Here is a 17,639-nt window from a genome sequence, read left to right on the forward strand (position 1 = left end):
CCCTTCACATCAGCGCCTGGGCCAGTTGCAGCCCGTGGCGCTGCTCCGCATCGTGCAGCGCACGCGCAATCGACGGATGCAGCCGCACTCCGTTCTTCGATTGCGCATCGCGGCGCTTCAAGCCGCCTTCGCCGGGCAGGCGCACGGGCTTCGCGGGATCGATAGGTGTGTTGTTGCGGCACTGCGCCGCCACATGGTCCATCTGGCGGAGAAACGCCTCCTTGCCGCCGAAAGCATTCAGGTCGTGCAGCGTGATGTGCACCGTCGCACCCCAGCCCTCCGGCGGATCGGCCCGGCCATGGCCCGCGAGGCCGGCTGTCAGCGTCTCCACCAGCAGCGCCATGCCATAGCCCTTGTGGCCGTGGCTCAAGCCTCCGACCGGCAGCAGCGTGCCGGGCGGCTGGTCGAACAGCACCTGCGGGTCGTTCGACGGCTTGCCGGTGGCGTCGATCAGCCATTCCTCGGCAAAGGTCTCGCCGGCCGCGCGCTTCCGGTTGCTCATTCCGTTGGTGGTGATGGAAGCCGAAATGTCGACCATCACGCCACCCTGCGACAGCGGAAAGCCCATCGCCAGCGGATTCGGCGTGAACACGGCCTGCGTTCCGCCGAAGGGCGCGACGCTCGCGGCGTTGGGGTCGGAGCACGCCAGCAGCATCAGCATGTCTTCCTGCAGCGCACGCAGCATGTAGACCGCGAGACAGGCGATGTGGTGGCTGCGGCGGATCACGAGCGAGGCGGTGCCGAGCTCGCGCGCGCGCGGCAGCAGCAGGTCCAGGCCCTGGTCCATGAGCCAGGGACCGGGCAGGCGCTTGCCGTCCCACAGCACGGCGGCCGGGCGGTCCGACAGCACCTCGGGCGCCCCGTCGCGCGTCATGCCGCCGGATTCGATTTCCTTCACATAGCCGGCCAGCAGCGCGAGCCCGTGGGTGTCGTGGCCCAGCAGGTCGCCTTCAACCAGTGTGCGGGCGACGCTGTCCGCCATTGAAGCGGCGAGGCCGGCCTTCTGCAGCAGGGCGCTGCCGTAATCCCTGAGTGCGTCTGCGCTGTAGAGCAGGGGGGTGTCGTCAGTCATTTCAAAATCTCCAGCAAGCGGTCGAGGCCGCCTTCGTTGATGGCCACCATGGCCTGTTCGCGCACCTTGGGCTTGGCGTGGTAGGCCACGGAGAGGCCGGCTTCGCCCATCATCGGCAGGTCGTTGGCGCCGTCGCCCACGGCAATGGTCTCTTGCGGCGAAATGCCCATGAGCGATGCGACTTCGAGCAGCGTGCGGCGCTTCTCGGCGCCATCGCAGATGTCGCCCCAGCTTTGCTGCACCAACTGGCCGGTGAGCTGGCCATCGGCCTCGTCGAGCAGGTTCGAGCGCGCGAAGTCGATGCCCAGGCGGTCTTTCACGCGGTTGGCAAAAAACGTGAAGCCGCCCGACACCAGAAGCACCTTGAGCCCCGCCGCCTTGCAGGCCGCCACCAATTCGGCCGCGCCCGGATTGAGCTTCAGCCGTTCGTCGTACACCTGCTGCAGCGCCTCGACCGGCACGCCTTTCAGCAGCGCCACGCGGCGGCGCAGGCTTTCCTTGAAGTCCTTGATCTCGCCGCGCATCGTGGCTTCGGTGATGGCGGCCACCTCGGCCTTCTTGCCGACGGCATCGGCGATCTCGTCGATGCATTCGATGTTGATCAGGGTCGAGTCCATGTCGAACGCGATCAGCTTGAAGTCGGCGAGCGCCAGCGGCGCCTTCACGCGCTGGACGACGAGACCGGGAGAAATTTCTGTAGCGCTCATGCGGGGACGGGTTCCTTGACGATCGGTTGGCCGAGGCTGCGCAGCACGTCGCGCACCATCTGTGCGCGCTCCTTCGGTTCCTTGAGTTCGCGCTCGATGCGCAGCTTCTCGTTGCCGGCGAGCTTGATGTGCTTGTTCTTCTGGATCAGATGGATGATGGCCATGGAATCGACAGGCGGATCCTTCTTGAACGTGATGTGGATCACGCCCGGGGCCGCATCGACCTTGACCACGCCATAGGGCCGCGCCAGCACGCGCAGGCGGTGCGTGTCGATGAGCGTCTGCGCCTGCGGCGGCAGCTTGCCGAAGCGGTCGACGATCTCTTCCAGCAGCGTGTCGATCTGGTCGGGCGTCTTCGCAGTGGCCAGCTTCTTGTAGAACGACAGGCGCAGGTGCACGTCGCCGCAGTAGTCGTCGGGCAGCAGGGCGGGGGCATGCAGGTTGATTTCGGTCGTGACCGACAGCGGCGCGAGCAGGTCGGGCTCCTGCCCGGCCTTGAGCGCGCGCACGGCCTCGCTCAGCATCTCGTTGTAGAGCTGGAAGCCGATCTCCATCATGTTGCCGCTCTGGTTCTCGCCCAGCACTTCGCCGGTGCCGCGAATTTCCAGGTCATGCATCGCGAGGTAGAAACCAGAGCCCAGCTCTTCCATCTGCTGGATGGCGTCGAGCCGCTGGGCCGCCTGCTTGGTCAAGCCTTCGGTGTCCGGCACCATCAGGTAGGCATAGGCTTGGTGGTGCGATCGCCCGACGCGGCCGCGCAGCTGGTGCAGCTGCGCCAGGCCGAACTTGTCGGCGCGGCTCATCACGATGGTGTTGGCGGTGGGCACGTCGATGCCGGTCTCGATGATGGTCGAGCACAGGAGCAGGTTGTAGCGTTGCGCGACGAAGTCGCGCATCACGCGTTCCAGCTCGCGTTCAGGCATCTGGCCGTGGGCGACGGCAATGCGGGCCTCGGGCAATATCTCCTCGAGTTTCTGGCGCCGGTTCTCGATGGTCTCGACCTCGTTGTGCAGGAAGTACACCTGCCCGCCGCGCTTCAGTTCGCGCAGGACGGCTTCGCGGATCACGCCGGTGCCTTCATTGCGCACGAAGGTCTTGATGGCCAGGCGCCGCTGCGGCGCGGTGGCAATCACGCTCAGGTCGCGCAGGCCTTCGAGCGCCATGCCCAGCGTGCGCGGAATGGGCGTGGCCGTGAGCGTGAGCACGTCGACCTCGGCGCGCATCGCCTTCATCGCCTCCTTGTGGCGCACGCCGAAGCGATGCTCCTCGTCGATGATGAGCAGGCCCAGGTTCTTGAACTTGATCGACGGCGACAACAGCTTGTGTGTGCCCACCACGATGTCGACCGTGCCTTCGGCCAGGCCCTTGGCGGCCGCGGTGATTTCCTTGGCCGAACGGAAGCGGCTCATTTCGGCCACCTTGACCGGCCACTTGGCGAAGCGGTCGACCAGCGTCTGGTAGTGCTGCTCGGCCAGCAACGTGGTGGGCGCGAGGAAGGCCACCTGCTTGCCGCCCGTGATCGCGATGAAGGCGGCGCGCAGGGCGACCTCGGTCTTGCCGAAGCCCACGTCGCCGCAGACCAGCCGGTCCATCGGCTGCGGCGAGATCATGTCCTGCACCACGGCGTGAATCGCGGCCTTCTGGTCGGCCGTTTCCTGGAAGCCGAAGTCGTTGGCGAACACCTCGTAGTCGGCGGCCGAAAAGCGGAACGCATGGCCCTGGCGCGCGGCGCGGCGAGCGTAGATGTTGAGCAGTTCGGCGGCCGAGTCGCGCACCTGTTCGGCCGCCTTGCGCTTGGCTTTTTCCCACTGGCCGGAGCCCAGCTTGTGCAGCGGCGCCTCGTCGGCGCTGACGCCGGTGTAGCGGCTGATCTGGTGCAGCTGCGAAACGGGCACGTAGAGCGTAGCCTTGTCTGCGTACTCCAGGTGCAGCATTTCCTGCAGCAGCGGCTTGCCTTCGGCATCGACGCCCTGGCCCAGGTCCATGTGGATCAGCCCGCGGTAGCGGCCGATGCCGTGCGCGGTGTGGACCACCGGGTCGCCCACGTTCAGCTCCGAAAGGTCCTTGATCAGCGCCTCGACGTCGCTGACCTGTTCCTGCTTTTTGTTGCGGCGGCGGGTGGTGGGCGCGGTGGCGAAGAGCTCAGTCTCGGTAACAAGGTCGATGCCCTGTTCGCGCCACGCGAAGCCCGAGGCCAGCGCCGCAGTGGCAATGCCGATCTTTTCGTCGTTCGAGGCCTCGAACTCGGCCAGCGAGTCGAAGGCCGGTGGGCTGACGCCGCTGGCGCGCAGGAAGTCGAGCAGGCTCTCGCGCCGGCCTTCGCTTTCGGCAATCAGCAGCACGCGGTGTGGCGTGGCCTTGATGTGGGCCTTGAGGCCGACCAGCGGGTCCTCGGCGCCGCGCACCACCGCGAAGGGCGGGAGCTTGTCGAATTCGGCGTAGGGCGTGTCGGTGGCGATGTCGCCCCGAATGGCCAGCTGCGCATGCGGCTTGGCCCGCTGGTAGAACTGCTCGGCATTGAGGAACAGCGCATCGGGCGGCAACGCCGGCCGCTCGGGGTCGCCGCGCACCAAGCGATAGCGCTCATTGGTGTCCTGCCAGAAATGCTGGAAGGCGGGTTCGAGATCGCCGTGCAGCACCACGGTGGCATCGGGCCCGAAGTAGTCGAACACCGTGGCCGTTTCGTCGAAGAACAACGGCAGGTAGTACTCGATGCCGGCGGTGGCGACGCCGTTGCCCATGTCCTTGTAGATGCGGCTCTTGGTCGGGTCGCCCTCGAGCAGTTCGCGCCAGCGGCTTCGAAAGCGTGCGCGGGCGTCGTCGTCCATCGGGAACTCGCGACCCGGCAGCAGGCGCACCTCGGGCACGGGGTAGAGGCTGCGCTGGGTGTCAGGGTCGAAGGTGCGGATCGAGTCGATCTCGTCGTCGAACAGGTCGACGCGAAAGGGCACCGGCGAGCCCATGGGAAACAGGTCGATGAGGCCGCCGCGCACCGCGTATTCGCCCGGGCTCACCACCTGCGTCACATGGCTGTAGCCGGCCAGCGTGAGCTGGGCCTTGAGCTTGGATTCCTCGAGCTTCTGCTTGGCCTTGAAGTGGAAGGTGTAGCCGGCCAGGAAGGCGGGCGGCGCCAGCCGGTAGAGCGCGGTGGTGGCGGGCACCAGCACCACGTCGGCTTCTTTCTGGCTGATGCGCCAGAGCGTGGCGAGCCGCTCGCTGATCAGGTCCTGGTGCGGGGAAAAGCTGTCGTAGGGCAGCGTTTCCCAATCGGGGAAGAGGGCGCAGCGCAGGTCCGGCGCGAAGAACGCCATCTCGTCGATCAGGCGCTGGGCGTCGTTGGCGTCTGCCGTGAACACCGCGGTGGCGCGGCCCGCGGCCTTCTCGCGCATGCCCAGTTGCGCCAGCATCAAGGCATCGGCCGACAAAGGAGGACGCGGCAGCGTGAATCGCTTGCCCGCCGTGAGGTGGGGGAGGTCCATGGAACGCTTTGAAAATGCAGAACACCCCGCGCCGCTGGCGAGGGGTGTGAGATGGTCGATTCTAGAATGGCGGCCCCTTGTTCGCTTGCCGGCCGCTGCCCGGTGCCGGAGCCCATGTCTTCCTCCCGTCTTTTCGTTCTGATTCCTTGCGCCGGCTCCGGCCACCGCGCGGGTGGCGCGCAGCCCAAGCAATACCAGCGTCTTGCGGGTGCGTCCTTGGTGGCTCACACGGTGGAGGCATTCCGTGCGCTGGCAGGCCGCTTTGCCGGCCTGGCGGTGGTGGTGGCGCCGGACGACCGCGACGTGCAGGCGGCGCTGCCGCGCTTTCCGGCTACGGGCGAGTTCCTGCTGCAGGTGGGGGGCGTCACGCGGGCAGCCACGGTGCGCAACGGCCTGGCGGCGCTGCGGCAGAAAGGGGCCGGGGCGCACGACTGGGTGCTGGTGCACGACGCGGCGCGCTGCCTGGTCACGTCGAGCCAGATCGAGGCGCTGATCGCGGCCTGCGAACACGACGCCGTCGGCGGCCTGCTGGCCCAACGCCTGGCCGACACGCTCAAGGTGTCGTCCGCCGGTAGCCGGGTGTCGCAGACGCTGCCGCGCGCCGACAAGTGGCTGGCCCAGACGCCGCAGATGTTTCGCATCGGCATGCTGCTCGATGCGCTGGAGCGCACTGGCGACGCGGTGACGGACGAAGCCGGCGCCATCGAGGCCATCGGTCTCGCGCCGCTGCTGGTGCCTGGCAGCGCGCAGAATTTCAAAGTGACTTATCCGGAAGACTTTGCGCTGGCCGAAGCGGTGTTGCTGGGCCGCAAGAAGGCCAGGGCATGAGCCCCCGCCCGGCCGTTCCGAAGGGGGCTCGCGCCGCAGTGCGTAGCACGGAGGTTACCCAATGAGCGCACCTTTCAACATCCGCGTCGGCGAGGGCTGGGACGTTCACCAACTGGTGGCGGGACGCAAGCTGATCCTGGGCGGTGTCGATGTGCCGCACACCACCGGCCTCCTGGGCCATTCGGACGCCGACGTGCTGCTGCATGCCATCACCGACGCATTGCTGGGTGCGGCGGGCCTGGGCGACATCGGACGGCATTTTCCCGACACCGATGCGCAGTTTCGCGGCGCCGACTCGGCCGTGCTGCTTGGCGAGGCGGCGCGCCGCGTGCGTGCCGCGGGCTGGGAGATCGGCAACGTCGACAGCACGGTGATCGCGCAGGCGCCGAAGCTGGCCCCGCACATTCCGGCCATGTGCCAGCGCATTGCAATGGCTCTGGGCCTTGCGCCCGACCAGGTCAACGTGAAGGCCAAGACGGCCGAAAAGCTTGGCCCGGTCGGCGAAGGCCGCGCAATGGAAGCCCGCGCGGTGGTGCTGCTGCACCGCTGAATCAGGCGCGACGGCCGGGGGCTTCCATGGGCCTGGGCTCTGGCATGGCGCGCGGCATGCGGATGTGCGCCGCCAGGCCGCGTCCCGGCGTGCTGGTGAGCGCAAAGGTGCCGCCCATACGCTCGATGTTCTTGGCCACGATCGACAGGCCAAGGCCGGCGCCGGCGGCCGATGTGCGCGCCACGTCACCCCGGAAGAACGGCTTGGTCAATTGCGAGAGCAGGGCGGGATCGACGCCCGCCCCGTGGTCGCGCACCTTGATCAGCACCGCGTCGTTGTTGGCCTGGGCCTGGATCACCACGTCGGCCACGCCGGTGGAGGGCGTCTTGCCGTAGCGCCGCGCGTTTTCCACCAGATTGGAGATCACGCGGGTGAGTTCGACTTCGTCGCCCAGCACGCGAAGGTCGGACGGCACGTCGACCCGGATCTTCATTTCTTCGTAATCCTGCACGGCATAGGTGCAGGCATCGACCACGTCGCGAAGCAGCACGGGCTTGGGATCGACATGGTCGGGCCGAGCGTAGTCGAGGAACTTGTCGATGATGGCGTCGAGCTGGGCGATGTCGGCCGCCATGTGGTCGCGCGCGTCCTCGTCGGCCACGCTCATCTCGGTTTCCAGCCGCAGGCGCGCCAGCGGGGTGCGCAGGTCGTGCGAGATGCCCGCCAGCATGATGGCGCGGTCCTGCTCGATCTTGGCGAGCTGGTCGGCCATGCGGTTGAAGCCGATGTTGACCGCGCGGATCTCGTTGGTGCGCGCGCTTTCGTCGAGCCGGTGCGCCTCGTACTCGCCCTCACGCACCTGCATGGTGGCGCGCGACAGCTGCTTGAGCGGCAGGTTGATGAGCCGGGTGATCAGCGCCGCACCGGCCAGGGACAGGGCCATGGCAGTGCTGAGCCAGACCAGCCACGTGCGGCCACCCACGCGGCTGAAGCGGGTCGGATCGAGCAGCAGCCAGTAGGCGTCGCTTTCGATGGTGAAGCCGATCCAAAGGCCGGGCTCGTCGTTGACGCGGCTGGCCACGGTGGTGCCCTCGCCGAGCTGGTCGATCAGCTCCTCGGTCACGCGCTGGTCGAGCGCGCCGCTGGTGTAGGGCTGGAAGCGATCGTTGGGTTCGCGCGGCAGGATGCGCACGCCCTCCTGGTCGGCCAGCGTCTTGATCAGCGACACCCGCGTGATCGCGTCGGAATACACCAGCGCGGCGCGCGTGAGGTTCACGAGCGAGGCGATCTGGTGCGCCGTTTGGATGGCGCGAGGCTCGTACTCGAGTGAGCGAAAGGTCTGCAGCCAGGCGACCGTGCAGCCGACCAGCAACAGCGCGAGCAGGAAAAACGTGCGCCAGAAAAGGCTGAAGCCGAGCTTCAGGCCCGGTCGCCGGTCACGCTGGCCGGCGCCCTCCAGAGGGCTCGGCATCGTGACCTGGGCGCCGTCCTCCTGGGCTGGGCTGGGTCTGGCTGAATTCAGGCCGATGGCCACCTCGGGATGTCGTCAGGCCGTGCCGTCCGGCACGAAGACATAGCCCACGCCCCACACCGTCTGGATGTAGCGGGGCGCCGCGGCGTCGGCCTCGACCAGCTTGCGCAGGCGCGAGATCTGCACGTCGAGGCTGCGGTCGAAGGGCTCGAATTCGCGGCCGCGTGCCAGCTGGGCCAGTTTTTCGCGCGAAAGCGGCTGGCGCGGGTGGCGCACCAGCGCTTTCAGCATCGCGAATTCGCCGGTGGTGAGAGAGAGCTCTTCGCCGTCCTTCTTGAGCGTGCGCGACCCGAGGTCGAAGGCGAACGGACCGAAAGTGACGGTTTCGTTCTCGGTGGAAGGCGCGCCGGGCGCCTCCAGCGGCGGGCGTCGGCGCAGCACTGCGTGCACGCGCGCCAGCAGTTCGCGGGGGTTGAAGGGCTTGCCAAGGTAGTCGTCGGCGCCGACTTCGAGACCGACGATGCGGTCGACGTCTTCGCCCTTGGCGGTGAGCATGATGATCGGCGTGCGGTCGTTGGCGGCGCGCAGGCGGCGGCAGACCGAAAGGCCATCCTCGCCGGGCATCATCAGGTCGAGCACGATCAAATCGACCGTGTCGCGCAACAGGATGCGGTTGAGCGCCTTGCCGTCCTCGGCCACGATCACTTCGAAACCTTCCTGGGTCAGGTAGCGGCGAAGCAGGTCGCGGATGCGGGCGTCGTCGTCGACGATCACGATCTTGTCGGTGCGAGCGGGAACTTGAGTCATTTCTACAACGTTGAATTTGTAACAGCGTCGATTCTGAAGGCGTTGAGCCGTCGCTGAGCCAGTTTTACTTATGGTTTGACACTAAGTTACAAAACTTGCGGTCGCTAGCTGTCTAGCCATCCGCCGTTTGTCCAGCGGTGGCAAAGTCCACTTGTCCTATGACTTCTGCTCAATGAGAACCCTCCTTTCCGCGTTGCCGATCCTCGTTGCCTGCAGCTGCGGCTCCACATGGGCCACGGCTGACGAATTCCTCAAGGTTGGGGATTCGCGCCGCAGCGAGGTGCGCGAGGCGGTGGCGGCTCACCGCGCGGCGCAGCGCGCCGAGATCCGGCGGGAGGAGGCGGCGGCCGGCAGGCGCCTGACGGCCGCCGAACTCTTCGAATTGCGGCAGCAGGTGCGCGGCCAGTGGACGCCGCCCGGCACACCCCCCAGGGCAATGAATTCGGCAGAATCGCAGCCGGCCGAGCGAATCGCGCCGTCGCCGCCGATGTCGGCGGCCCGCGCGTTGACCTTGCCCCGCAGCCAGCGCCGCTAAGGCGGCGCGGCGCGCGTTTCTGCGTTTCTTGCATACCAATCCAGGGGGTAACTCGTCTTGAAGAAAATCAGTTGGATCGCGGCCTGCGCCGCCTTGGCCGCGGCAGCGGCCGCAGGCAGCGCCACGGCTCAGAGCATGACCCCGCCGCCGCAGAACGTGCTGCAGCTCACTGCGTCGGGCACGGTCGAAGTGCAGCAGGACTTGCTGAGCATGACGCTCACCACCACGCGCGACGCCGTCGATGCCGCCACGGTCCAGTCGCAGCTCAAGGCCGCGGTGGATTCCGCGCTGGCCGAAGCCAAGAAGAATGCCCAGCCCGGGCAGCTCGACGTGCGCACCGGCAACTTCAGCCTGTCGCCGCGCTACACCCGGGAAGGAAAGATCAACGGCTGGCAGGGCTCGGCCGAAATGGTGCTCGAGGGCCGCGACTTCCCGCGCATCACGCAGACCGCGGGCCGCATCACCACGCTCAACGTCGGCAACGTCGGCTTTGCACTGAGCCGCGAGCAGCGCGCCAAAAGCGAAACCGAGGCCCAGACCATCGCAATTGAAAACTTCAAGCAGAAGGCGACCGAGCTGGCCAAGGGCTTCGGCTTTGCGGGCTACACGCTGCGCGAGGTCGCGGTGAACGCGAACGACAGCGGCCCGATCCGGCCGCGCGTCATGGCCGCATCGGCCAAATCCTTTTCCCCCGACGCGCCGGTGCCGGTGGAAGCTGGGAAGACCAGTGTGGTGGTGAACGTGTCGGGGTCGGTGCAGCTCAAGTAGCTCCCGCTTCTTTCTTTCTCTTTCTTACTGTGCGGTCCAGCCGCCATCCATCTGCCAGGCCACGCCGCGGACCTGGTCGGCCGCCGGCGAGCACAGGAACACCGCCAGGCCGCCGAGCTGCTCGACCGTGGTGAACTGCAGTGAGGGCTGCTTCTCTCCCAGAAGATCGTTCTGCGCCTGGGTGGCCGAAATGCCGTCCCGTGCCGCGCGGTCGTCAATCTGCTTTTGAACCAGCGGCGTCAGCACCCAGCCTGGGCAGATCGCGTTGCTGGTGATGCCGGTGGTCGCGGTTTCGAGCGCCACCGACTTGGTGAAGCCGACGATGCCGTGCTTGGCCGCTACATAGGCAGACTTCCGCGCCGAAGCGACGAGCCCGTGGGCCGACGCGATGTTGACGATGCGTCCCCAATTGGCTTCGCGCATGGCGGGAATCGCGAGCCGCGTCGTGTGGAACGCGCTTGTGAGGTTGATTGCAATGATGGCGTCCCAGCGCTCCGGCGGAAAGTCCTCGACCTTGGCCACGTGCTGAATGCCGGCGTTGTTGACGAGGATGTCGACGCGGCCGAACCTGGACGCGGCGAACTTCATCATGTCCTCGATCTGGTCGGGCTTGCTCATGTCGGCGCCGTGATATTCGGCGCGCACGCCGAGCGCTTCGATGCGGGCCTTGGGCGTCTCGGCATCGCCGAAACCGTTGAGCACGACGTGTGCGCCTTGTTGTGCAAGGGCCTCGGCAATGGCAAGGCCAATGCCGCTGGTGGACCCCGTGACAAGCGCGGTTTTGCCTTTGAGCATGAAGTTCAATCTCCGAATGAATTAGGATGGACGAGACATTATCCGCACCAGGACGACTTCGTTTTCATGACAGAACCGACGCTTCATTACGTGGCGTGCGACGACCCCCAGGGCGGTCATCGCATGGCCTATTGGCAATGGGGCAGCGCGCGCAGTGCGCATGTGGTGATGTGCGTGCACGGCCTGACCCGCCAGGGGCGCGATTTCGACGTTCTGGCCAAGGCCATCGTGGCGCGCGCCGGCGGCAACGTGCGCGTGGTCTGCCCCGATGTCGCTGGGCGCGGCCAAAGCGACTGGCTGCGCGATCCGGCGCTCTACCAGGTGCCGGTCTATGCGGCCGACATGGTGGCGCTGCTGGCGCAACTGCATCGTGAACAGCCTATCGAGACGCTCGACTACCTGGGTACCAGCATGGGCGGACTCATCGGTTTCGTGCTGGCCGGCCACAAGCAATTGCCGCTACCTCGGCCTATCCGCCGCTTCATCGTGAACGACGTCGGCCCGACGGTCGAGGCCGCGGCCATCCAGCGCATTGGCGGCTACGTGGGGCAGGGCGGCCGCTATGCAACGGTGCAGGAAGCAGCCGACGCCATGTGGGCGATCTCGACCAGCTTCGGTCCGCATACGCCTGAGCAATGGCTTTCGCTGTCGCAGCACATGGTGGTGCCGGCGTCGCGACGCACAGGCGATGGTGTTCGCAAGGTCGAGGCCGAGGAGGCCGGCGGAACCGAAGCCGGTCCCTTTCTGCTTCACTACGACCCGTCCATCGCAGTCTCGCTGCGCGCCATCACGCCCGAGGCCGCGGCCCAAGGCGGCGCGGTGATGTGGAGCCTCTACGACGCCATCGAGGCGAAAACCTTGGTGACGCGCGGCGCCCAATCGGATCTGTTGGCGCGCGAAACGGCGCTGGCCATGACGCAGCGCGGACCTCGCGCGGCGCTGGTCGAATTCGAAGGCGTGGGCCACGCGCCCACCTTCGTCGACCCCGCGCAGGTGTCCGTCGTCACATCCTTCCTGTTCGATTGAGGGCAGCGTGAAGCGCGATTCTTCGAGCCTTCAAACGGCACACAGTCCCGATTCGGCCGTGGCGGACTATCCGCTGTCAGCCGCCACGGCCGATCGCACCCCGGTGATGGAGAACATGCTCGCCCGTGCGCGCGCATTTGCCGAGCCGCTGATCGCCGACGAAAAGCTAGACACTGGCGAGAACACGCTGGCCCACGCGGATGCCGTGGCGGCCATCGTCGCCAAGATGGGCGGCTCCGAAGCCATGCAGGCCGCGAGCTATCTGGTCTATGCCTGCCAGCACCTGAACCGGCCGCAGGAAGTGATTGCCAAGGTGTTCGGCGACAACTTTGCGGCGCTGGCGGTCGAAACCACCAAGCTGGTCCGCGTGCAGGAGCAAGCCCGCTCGGCTTCGCAGGGCCATCACCTGTCGGAAGGCGCGGGAGCGCAAACCGAGAACGTGCGCAAGATGCTGCTCGCGTTCTCGCGCGACCTGCGCGTGGTGATGCTGCGCCTGGCTTCTCGCCTTCAGACGCTGCGGCATGCCGCGGCCAGCAAGCAGCCGGCGCCCGAGAGCGTGGCGCGCGAGTCGCTGCAGGTGTTTGCGCCACTGGCCAACCGCCTGGGCATCTGGCAGGTGAAGTGGGAGATCGAGGATCTTTCTTTTCGCTTTCTGGAACCTGAAACCTATAAGCTGATTGCGCGCCTGCTCGACGAGAAGCGGGTCGAACGCGAAGGCCACGTCGAGCAGCTGCGCTCGCAGCTCGAAAGCGAACTGCAGGCCGAGGGCGTACGCGCCATCGTGCAGGGGCGGCCGAAGAACATCTACAGCATCGTGAAGAAGATGCGCGGCAAGTCGCTCGACTTCGCGCAGGTGTTCGACATCCTCGCGCTGCGCGTGGTGGTGCCCGACGTGAAAGATTGCTACGCGGCGCTGGCCTGGGTGCATTCGCATTTCCTCCCGATCGACGAAGAGTTCGACGACTACATTGCGCGCCCCAAGCCCAACGGCTACCAGTCGCTGCACACGGTGGTGCGCGAGATGGTCGACGGCAAGCCCGGCAAGCCGATCGAGATCCAGATCCGCACGGAAGAAATGCATGACCATGCCGAGCACGGCGTGGCGGCGCACTGGGCCTACAAGGAAGCAGGGCACAAGGGCTACGCGGGCGTGTGGGCGAGCGGAGAGTACGACGCCAAGATCGCCGTGCTGCGGCAGCTACTGGCATGGGAGCGCGATCTTTCGGGCGGCTCGCAGGGCCAGGGGCTCTTCGACGATCGCATCTATGTACTGACGCCGGATGCCGCCATCGTCGAGCTGCCGCAGGGTGCGACGCCGGTCGACTTTGCCTACACCGTGCACACCACGCTCGGCCATCGTTGCCGCGGCGCGCGTGTCGATGGCGCGATGGTGCCGCTCAACACGCCGCTCTCTAACGGGCAAACGGTGGAGATCATCGCGGCCAAGGAGGGCGGCCCGTCGCGCGACTGGCTCAATGCCGAGCTGGGCTATCTTGCGAGCCACCGCGCGCGTGCCAAGGTGCGCGCGTGGTTCAACGCGCAGATCACGCACGAGACCGTGGCGCGCGGACGCGAAGCGGTCGAGAAGCTGCTGCAGCGCGAAGGCAAGACGTCGACGCGGCTCGAGGACCTCGCTTCGCAGCTGGGCTTCAAGTCGGCGGACCATCTGTTCGAAGTGGTCGGCAAGGACGAGTTCTCGCTGCGCAATATCGAGATGCTGCTGCGCCCGCCGGAGCCCGCGCCCAATCCGGATGACGGCGTGCAGATCAAGAAGCCGCGCGCGAGCGAAAAATCTGGCAAGGGCGGCGTGTTGGTGGTGGGAGTGTCTTCATTGATGACGCAGCTTGCCAAGTGCTGCAAGCCGGCACCGCCGGATCCCATCAGCGGCTTCGTGACCCGGGGTCACGGCGTCAGCGTGCATCGCACCGATTGCAGCAACTTCCGCACGATGGCTGCGCGCGACGGCGAGCGCGTGATCGATGTCGAATGGGGAGCGGCAAAGAAGGGCGGCGAGGCGCCGGTCTATGCGGTGGACGTGGCCGTGGAAGCGGCGGACCGCCAAGGCCTCTTGCGCGACATTTCCGACGTCTTCGCACGGGAGAAGATGAACGTGATCGGTGTGCAGACGCAGTCGGTCAAGGGCACGGCGTGGATGACTTTCACTGTGGAGATCACCGATGCGGCGCGCTTGACGCAGGTGCTCGGCATCGTGACGGCAGTTGCCGGTGTGCGATCTGCACGTCGGCGCTAAAAAGCACGTTTTCTCCTGCTACAATAGCTGCTTCTCGGACACATCCTTAGGCGCGTAGCTCAGCTGGTTAGAGCACCACCTTGACATGGTGGGGGTCGTTGGTTCGAGTCCAATCGCGCCTACCAATTTCTGTTCCAACATCCGGCCAACCACCGGGTCTGTTGAACAGAGCTTTCACCGGGTTCCCCGGTGTCTCAATCGTCCTTTCGGTGAAGCAGACAAAGACCATGGCCACGTTGTTGTGCTACCTTGGCCGCACTGCAAACCTTTTCCAAATTTCTTGACAAGCGATCTGATGAATACGCGATCAACGCTGGTTGATCGGGCTCATGCTGAAAAGCGCCTGGCCGCATTGCTCAGGCAAGCCCCCATTGAATTTGCGCGCGCGGTCTATGGCATCAACGACCACGCAGGCGGCCGCACCGACACCATGGCTGCGCGCGAAGTGGCGCGCGCCCAGCGGCAGGGCATGCCCGTGACGCAAGAGCGCGCCGAACAGCGTGCGCGCGCGTATCTGCCGACCTCCGGCCACGAGCACTGTCCGCGCTGCTGGGTGGTCTATGGCCACAAGAGCCCCCTGCGCTTCAGGGAGGCCACCGAAGAACGCCCCGAGACGGCCGCCTGCGCTGCATGCGGCGCCGAGTACGCGACAACGCTCGACTGAAAGATGAATGCAGGTTGCGCCAGGCGGTCAGGGTAAACCTTGTCGCGATGCAGCAAAACCGCTACCTAGAATTGATCGGATGACATGGGAGTCCATGTGAAGGAGTCCTCAGTGCAGAGCAAGAAGTCCGGGGTCAAGCCGGAGCAACGTGTAATCAAGAAGTACCCCAACCGAAGGCTCTACGACACCGAGACATCCACGTACATCACCCTCACCGAGGTGAAGCAGCTCGTCATCCAGAATGCGCAGTTCGTGGTGCGCGATGCCAAGAGCGGTGACGACCTCACGCGAAGCATCCTGCTGCAGATCATTCTCGAAGAAGAAGCAGGTGGCGCGCCGATGTTCACCGAGCAGGTGCTGGCCAACATCATCCGTTTCTACGGACAGGCGATGCAGGGCTACATGGGTCCCTATCTGGAAAAGAACATCCAGGCAATGACCGAGGTGCAGGCCCAGCTTGCAGACAAGGCCGAAGGCCTCACGCCCGAGATGTGGTCGCGCTTCATGACCTTGCAGTCACCCGTGCTCCAGGGGTTGATGGGCAACTACGTCGAGCAGTCCAAGAACGTGTTCCTGCAAATGCAGGAACAAATGCAGAAGAACACCGAACAGGTTCTGGGCGCATTCGGCATCAAACGCCCTTGAAATCCCTGCGCTGGCAGATAGCTGGGACAATAGGGGCATATGAGCGAAGTTGCCTCCCCTGAACGTACTGCCAAGCCGGCTGCCCCCAAAGTCGGCTTCGTGAGCCTGGGCTGTCCCAAGGCCCTGACCGATTCCGAACTGATCCTGACCCAGCTAAGCGCCGAGGGCTACCAGACGGCCAAGACCTTCGAAGGCGCCGACCTGGTGATCGTCAACACCTGCGGCTTCATCGACGATGCCGTCAAGGAAAGCCTCGACACCATCGGCGAGGCACTGGCGGAAAACGGCCGCGTCATCGTCACGGGCTGCCTGGGCGCCAAGACCGGCGACCAGGGCGGCAACCTGGTGCGGCAGATGCACCCCAGCGTGCTGGCCGTGACTGGTCCGCACGCCACGCAAGAGGTCATGGATGCGGTCCATGCGAACCTGCCCAAGCCGCACGATCCTTTCATCGACCTGGTGCCCAACACCTTCGGCATCGCAGGCCTCAAGCTCACGCCGCGGCACTATGCATATCTGAAGATCAGCGAAGGCTGCAATCACCGCTGCACCTTCTGCATCATTCCGTCGATGCGCGGCGACCTGGTGTCGCGTCCTGTCGGCGACGTGCTCGGCGAGGCCAAGGCCCTGTTCGAAGGCGGCGTGAGGGAGCTGCTGGTCATCAGCCAGGACACCTCGGCCTATGGCGTGGACGTCAAGTACCGCACCGGTTTCTGGGACGGCAAGCCTGTCAAGACGCGCATGCTCGAGCTGGTGCGCACGCTGGGCGAAATCGCGGAGCCTTACGGTGCCTGGGTGCGCCTGCATTACGTGTACCCGTATCCGAGCGTGGACGAGATCATTCCGCTGATGGCGAGCGGGCAGGTGCTGCCTTACCTCGACGTGCCGCTGCAGCACAGCCACCCCGACGTGCTCAAGCGAATGAAGCGGCCGGCCAGCGGCGAGAAAAACCTGGAGCGGCTCGCGCGTTGGCGCGAGGTCTGCCCGGAGCTCGTGATCCGCAGCACCTTCATTGCGGGCTTTCCCGGCGAAACCGAGCAGGAGTTCGAACACCTGCTCGACTTCATCCGCGAGGCGCAGATCGACCGGGCCGGTTGCTTTGCCTACAGCCCCGTCGAGGGTGCCACGGCCAACGAGATTCCCGGCATGCTGCCGCCGGCCGAGCGCGAAGCCCGGCGGGCCCGATTCATGGAAGTGGCAGAAGCGGTGTCGATCGCCAAACTGCGGCAGCGCATCGGCGCCACCATGCAGGTGCTCGTCGATTCCGCGCCGGGCATGGGCCGAAAAGGCGGGGTCGGCCGAACCTACGCCGACGCACCTGAGATCGACGGCACCGTGCGCCTCTTGCCGCCCGAGAAAATCAGCAAGACGCTCAAAGTGGGTGAATTCACCAAGGCCCGCGTCGTGGGTGCCGAGGGCCACGACCTGATAGCGCTGCCGATCTGAGATCCGCCAAATGGAAAAGCCCGCATGAAGCGGGCTTTTCTCAAAGGCTTGATCGGGGCTGGCAAGGCCCGGTTGTTCCTAGTCATCCGAACGCGAGATGACCAGAAGACTCATGAACAACGCTCCAAGAAACATGCCGGCTATCAGAGTAAATGCTGCGACCACGATGGGCTCCTTAATTTGAATGCTCAAACCAAAGGTAACATTTTGCATCGCTTCGGCGTTACTTTCTGAAGCATCTTGGTGGAAAAGTGTGATTTTTGCCACGACTTTGCCATTTGAAAACATGTGCTGAGCGCCGGGTTTTGCTTCCCCGACCCTCGCTAAAACGGAAGCGCTTCGCCACCGGCCCGCGGGAGGCTTGGATAGAGGTATTTGGAGTACTCGCCCGCGTTGCCGTACAGCTGTGCGGCGAGTGCCACGGGGTCATCTTTGCCGTGCTTTTCGTAAAGTACGGGCCCCCAGATGATGAATCCATCGATGCTCAACCGGTGAGGCGTGGGTTCGATTGCCTTCCATGCGTGGGCGAATCTTGAGATCCAAGCCAGGGCTTCTGCCAAGGCATGGTTGCGCGGGGAGGGGGTTTCTTCAGGCTTGGACATGGTAGTTATCCTTTGTGAAAAGACTGTATAAATGTACAGTAATTTCAAGATCT

17 protein-coding genes and 1 tRNA gene are annotated in these 17,639 nt (G+C 65.5%); 10 read left to right on the forward strand and 8 right to left on the reverse strand.

Annotation, left to right across the window (positions count from 1 at the left end):
• Window positions 1-4: 4 nt before the first annotated feature.
• The 3 genes from ASC78_RS03850 to mfd are packed head-to-tail and all read right to left on the reverse strand — an operon-like array spanning window position 5 to window position 5,258.
• Window positions 5-1,072: an Ldh family oxidoreductase gene (locus ASC78_RS03850; RefSeq protein WP_055796657.1), complete on the reverse strand. Its 1,068-nt coding sequence runs from the start codon at window positions 1,070-1,072 to the stop codon at window positions 5-7.
• Window positions 1,069-1,779: a phosphoserine phosphatase SerB gene (serB, locus tag ASC78_RS03855; protein WP_055796660.1), complete on the reverse strand. Its 711-nt coding sequence runs from the start codon at window positions 1,777-1,779 to the stop codon at window positions 1,069-1,071. Before serB ends, ASC78_RS03850 begins: the two co-directional genes overlap by 4 nt.
• The gene (mfd, locus tag ASC78_RS03860; protein WP_055796662.1) at window positions 1,776-5,258 is read right to left on the reverse strand and encodes a transcription-repair coupling factor; all 3,483 of its coding nucleotides are present in this window, start codon (window positions 5,256-5,258) and stop codon (window positions 1,776-1,778) included. Before mfd ends, serB begins: the two co-directional genes overlap by 4 nt.
• A gap of 114 nt (window positions 5,259-5,372) precedes the next feature.
• On the opposite strand from mfd, the gene ispD reads away from it, so the two are divergent.
• Entirely contained in the window at window positions 5,373-6,086 is a 714-nt protein-coding gene (ispD, locus tag ASC78_RS03865) for a 2-C-methyl-D-erythritol 4-phosphate cytidylyltransferase (protein WP_055796666.1), read from the forward strand.
• 61 nt (window positions 6,087-6,147) lie between these two features.
• Window positions 6,148-6,636 carry a 2-C-methyl-D-erythritol 2,4-cyclodiphosphate synthase gene (gene ispF / locus ASC78_RS03870; protein WP_055796669.1) on the forward strand — a complete coding sequence of 163 codons (489 nt, stop codon included), beginning with the start codon at window positions 6,148-6,150 and terminating at the stop codon, window positions 6,634-6,636.
• Window position 6,637: 1 nt separating this feature from the next.
• Here ispF and ASC78_RS03875 read toward each other — a convergent pair whose 3' ends face one another.
• Together ASC78_RS03875 and ompR are read right to left on the reverse strand one after the other, a co-directional pair.
• Complete coding sequence (locus ASC78_RS03875; RefSeq protein WP_055797280.1) at window positions 6,638-8,047, reverse strand: sensor histidine kinase; 1,410 nt, start codon at window positions 8,045-8,047, stop codon at window positions 6,638-6,640.
• 75 nt (window positions 8,048-8,122) lie between these two features.
• The gene (gene ompR, locus ASC78_RS03880; protein ID WP_012747691.1) at window positions 8,123-8,854 is read right to left on the reverse strand and encodes an osmolarity response regulator transcription factor OmpR; all 732 of its coding nucleotides are present in this window, start codon (window positions 8,852-8,854) and stop codon (window positions 8,123-8,125) included.
• A gap of 172 nt (window positions 8,855-9,026) precedes the next feature.
• Between ompR and ASC78_RS03885 the strand changes: the two genes are divergently transcribed.
• Window positions 9,027-9,389, forward strand: a complete 363-nt coding sequence (locus ASC78_RS03885) for a hypothetical protein (protein ID WP_055796671.1) — start codon at window positions 9,027-9,029, stop codon at window positions 9,387-9,389.
• Window positions 9,390-9,446: 57 nt separating this feature from the next.
• On the forward strand, window positions 9,447-10,157 hold the full coding sequence (locus tag ASC78_RS03890) for an SIMPL domain-containing protein (protein WP_055796674.1): 711 nt from the start codon (window positions 9,447-9,449) through the stop codon (window positions 10,155-10,157).
• 24 nt (window positions 10,158-10,181) lie between these two features.
• On the opposite strand, the gene ASC78_RS03895 is transcribed toward ASC78_RS03890, so the two are convergent.
• Window positions 10,182-10,952, reverse strand: coding sequence for a 3-hydroxybutyrate dehydrogenase (locus ASC78_RS03895; RefSeq protein ID WP_055797283.1), 771 nt, complete (start codon window positions 10,950-10,952; stop codon window positions 10,182-10,184).
• A gap of 66 nt (window positions 10,953-11,018) precedes the next feature.
• On the opposite strand from ASC78_RS03895, the gene ASC78_RS03900 reads away from it, so the two are divergent.
• The 6 genes from ASC78_RS03900 (at window position 11,019) to rimO (ending at window position 16,984) form a co-directional block, all read left to right on the forward strand.
• The gene (locus ASC78_RS03900; protein ID WP_055796677.1) at window positions 11,019-11,978 is read left to right on the forward strand and encodes an alpha/beta fold hydrolase; all 960 of its coding nucleotides are present in this window, start codon (window positions 11,019-11,021) and stop codon (window positions 11,976-11,978) included.
• Between the two features lie 7 nt (window positions 11,979-11,985).
• On the forward strand, window positions 11,986-14,229 hold the full coding sequence (locus ASC78_RS03905) for a RelA/SpoT family protein (protein ID WP_082517418.1): 2,244 nt from the start codon (window positions 11,986-11,988) through the stop codon (window positions 14,227-14,229).
• A 48-nt stretch (window positions 14,230-14,277) separates the two neighbouring features.
• Window positions 14,278-14,354, forward strand: a tRNA-Val gene (locus ASC78_RS03910).
• A gap of 170 nt (window positions 14,355-14,524) precedes the next feature.
• Window positions 14,525-14,893, forward strand: coding sequence for a hypothetical protein (locus ASC78_RS03915; protein ID WP_055796680.1), 369 nt, complete (start codon window positions 14,525-14,527; stop codon window positions 14,891-14,893).
• Between the two features lie 84 nt (window positions 14,894-14,977).
• Window positions 14,978-15,538 carry a polyhydroxyalkanoate synthesis repressor PhaR gene (phaR, locus tag ASC78_RS03920; protein WP_055796683.1) on the forward strand — a complete coding sequence of 187 codons (561 nt, stop codon included), beginning with the start codon at window positions 14,978-14,980 and terminating at the stop codon, window positions 15,536-15,538.
• A gap of 39 nt (window positions 15,539-15,577) precedes the next feature.
• Window positions 15,578-16,984: a 30S ribosomal protein S12 methylthiotransferase RimO gene (gene rimO, locus ASC78_RS03925; RefSeq protein ID WP_055796685.1), complete on the forward strand. Its 1,407-nt coding sequence runs from the start codon at window positions 15,578-15,580 to the stop codon at window positions 16,982-16,984.
• Window positions 16,985-17,062: 78 nt separating this feature from the next.
• Here the strand turns inward: rimO and ASC78_RS27360 are convergent, their stop codons facing one another.
• Both ASC78_RS27360 and ASC78_RS03930 read right to left on the reverse strand, forming a co-directional pair.
• Window positions 17,063-17,251, reverse strand: a complete 189-nt coding sequence (locus ASC78_RS27360; protein WP_157634376.1) for a hypothetical protein — start codon at window positions 17,249-17,251, stop codon at window positions 17,063-17,065.
• Window positions 17,252-17,307: 56 nt separating this feature from the next.
• The gene (locus ASC78_RS03930) at window positions 17,308-17,586 is read right to left on the reverse strand and encodes a hypothetical protein (protein WP_055796688.1); all 279 of its coding nucleotides are present in this window, start codon (window positions 17,584-17,586) and stop codon (window positions 17,308-17,310) included.
• Window positions 17,587-17,639: the final 53 nt, after the last annotated feature.

The organism is Variovorax sp. Root318D1 (assembly GCF_001424835.1).
GTDB lineage: Bacteria > Pseudomonadota > Gammaproteobacteria > Burkholderiales > Burkholderiaceae_C > Variovorax.

Excerpts from the sequence above, each read along its gene's own strand:
- ASC78_RS03850 (WP_055796657.1), bottom strand. The coding sequence starts at position 1,072 with ATGACTGACGACACCCCCCTGCTCTACAGCGCAGACGCACTCAGGGAT.
- serB (WP_055796660.1), bottom strand. The coding sequence starts at position 1,779 with ATGAGCGCTACAGAAATTTCTCCCGGTCTCGTCGTCCAGCGCGTGAAG.
- mfd (WP_055796662.1), bottom strand. The coding sequence starts at position 5,258 with ATGGACCTCCCCCACCTCACGGCGGGCAAGCGATTCACGCTGCCGCGT.
- ispD (WP_055796666.1), top strand. The coding sequence starts at position 5,373 with ATGTCTTCCTCCCGTCTTTTCGTTCTGATTCCTTGCGCCGGCTCCGGC.
- ispF (WP_055796669.1), top strand. The coding sequence starts at position 6,148 with ATGAGCGCACCTTTCAACATCCGCGTCGGCGAGGGCTGGGACGTTCAC.
- ASC78_RS03875 (WP_055797280.1), bottom strand. The coding sequence starts at position 8,047 with ATGCCGAGCCCTCTGGAGGGCGCCGGCCAGCGTGACCGGCGACCGGGC.
- ompR (WP_012747691.1), bottom strand. The coding sequence starts at position 8,854 with ATGACTCAAGTTCCCGCTCGCACCGACAAGATCGTGATCGTCGACGAC.
- ASC78_RS03885 (WP_055796671.1), top strand. The coding sequence starts at position 9,027 with ATGAGAACCCTCCTTTCCGCGTTGCCGATCCTCGTTGCCTGCAGCTGC.
- ASC78_RS03895 (WP_055797283.1), bottom strand. The coding sequence starts at position 10,952 with ATGCTCAAAGGCAAAACCGCGCTTGTCACGGGGTCCACCAGCGGCATT.
- ASC78_RS03900 (WP_055796677.1), top strand. The coding sequence starts at position 11,019 with ATGACAGAACCGACGCTTCATTACGTGGCGTGCGACGACCCCCAGGGC.
- ASC78_RS03915 (WP_055796680.1), top strand. The coding sequence starts at position 14,525 with ATGAATACGCGATCAACGCTGGTTGATCGGGCTCATGCTGAAAAGCGC.
- phaR (WP_055796683.1), top strand. The coding sequence starts at position 14,978 with ATGGGAGTCCATGTGAAGGAGTCCTCAGTGCAGAGCAAGAAGTCCGGG.
- rimO (WP_055796685.1), top strand. The coding sequence starts at position 15,578 with ATGAGCGAAGTTGCCTCCCCTGAACGTACTGCCAAGCCGGCTGCCCCC.
- ASC78_RS03930 (WP_055796688.1), bottom strand. The coding sequence starts at position 17,586 with ATGTCCAAGCCTGAAGAAACCCCCTCCCCGCGCAACCATGCCTTGGCA.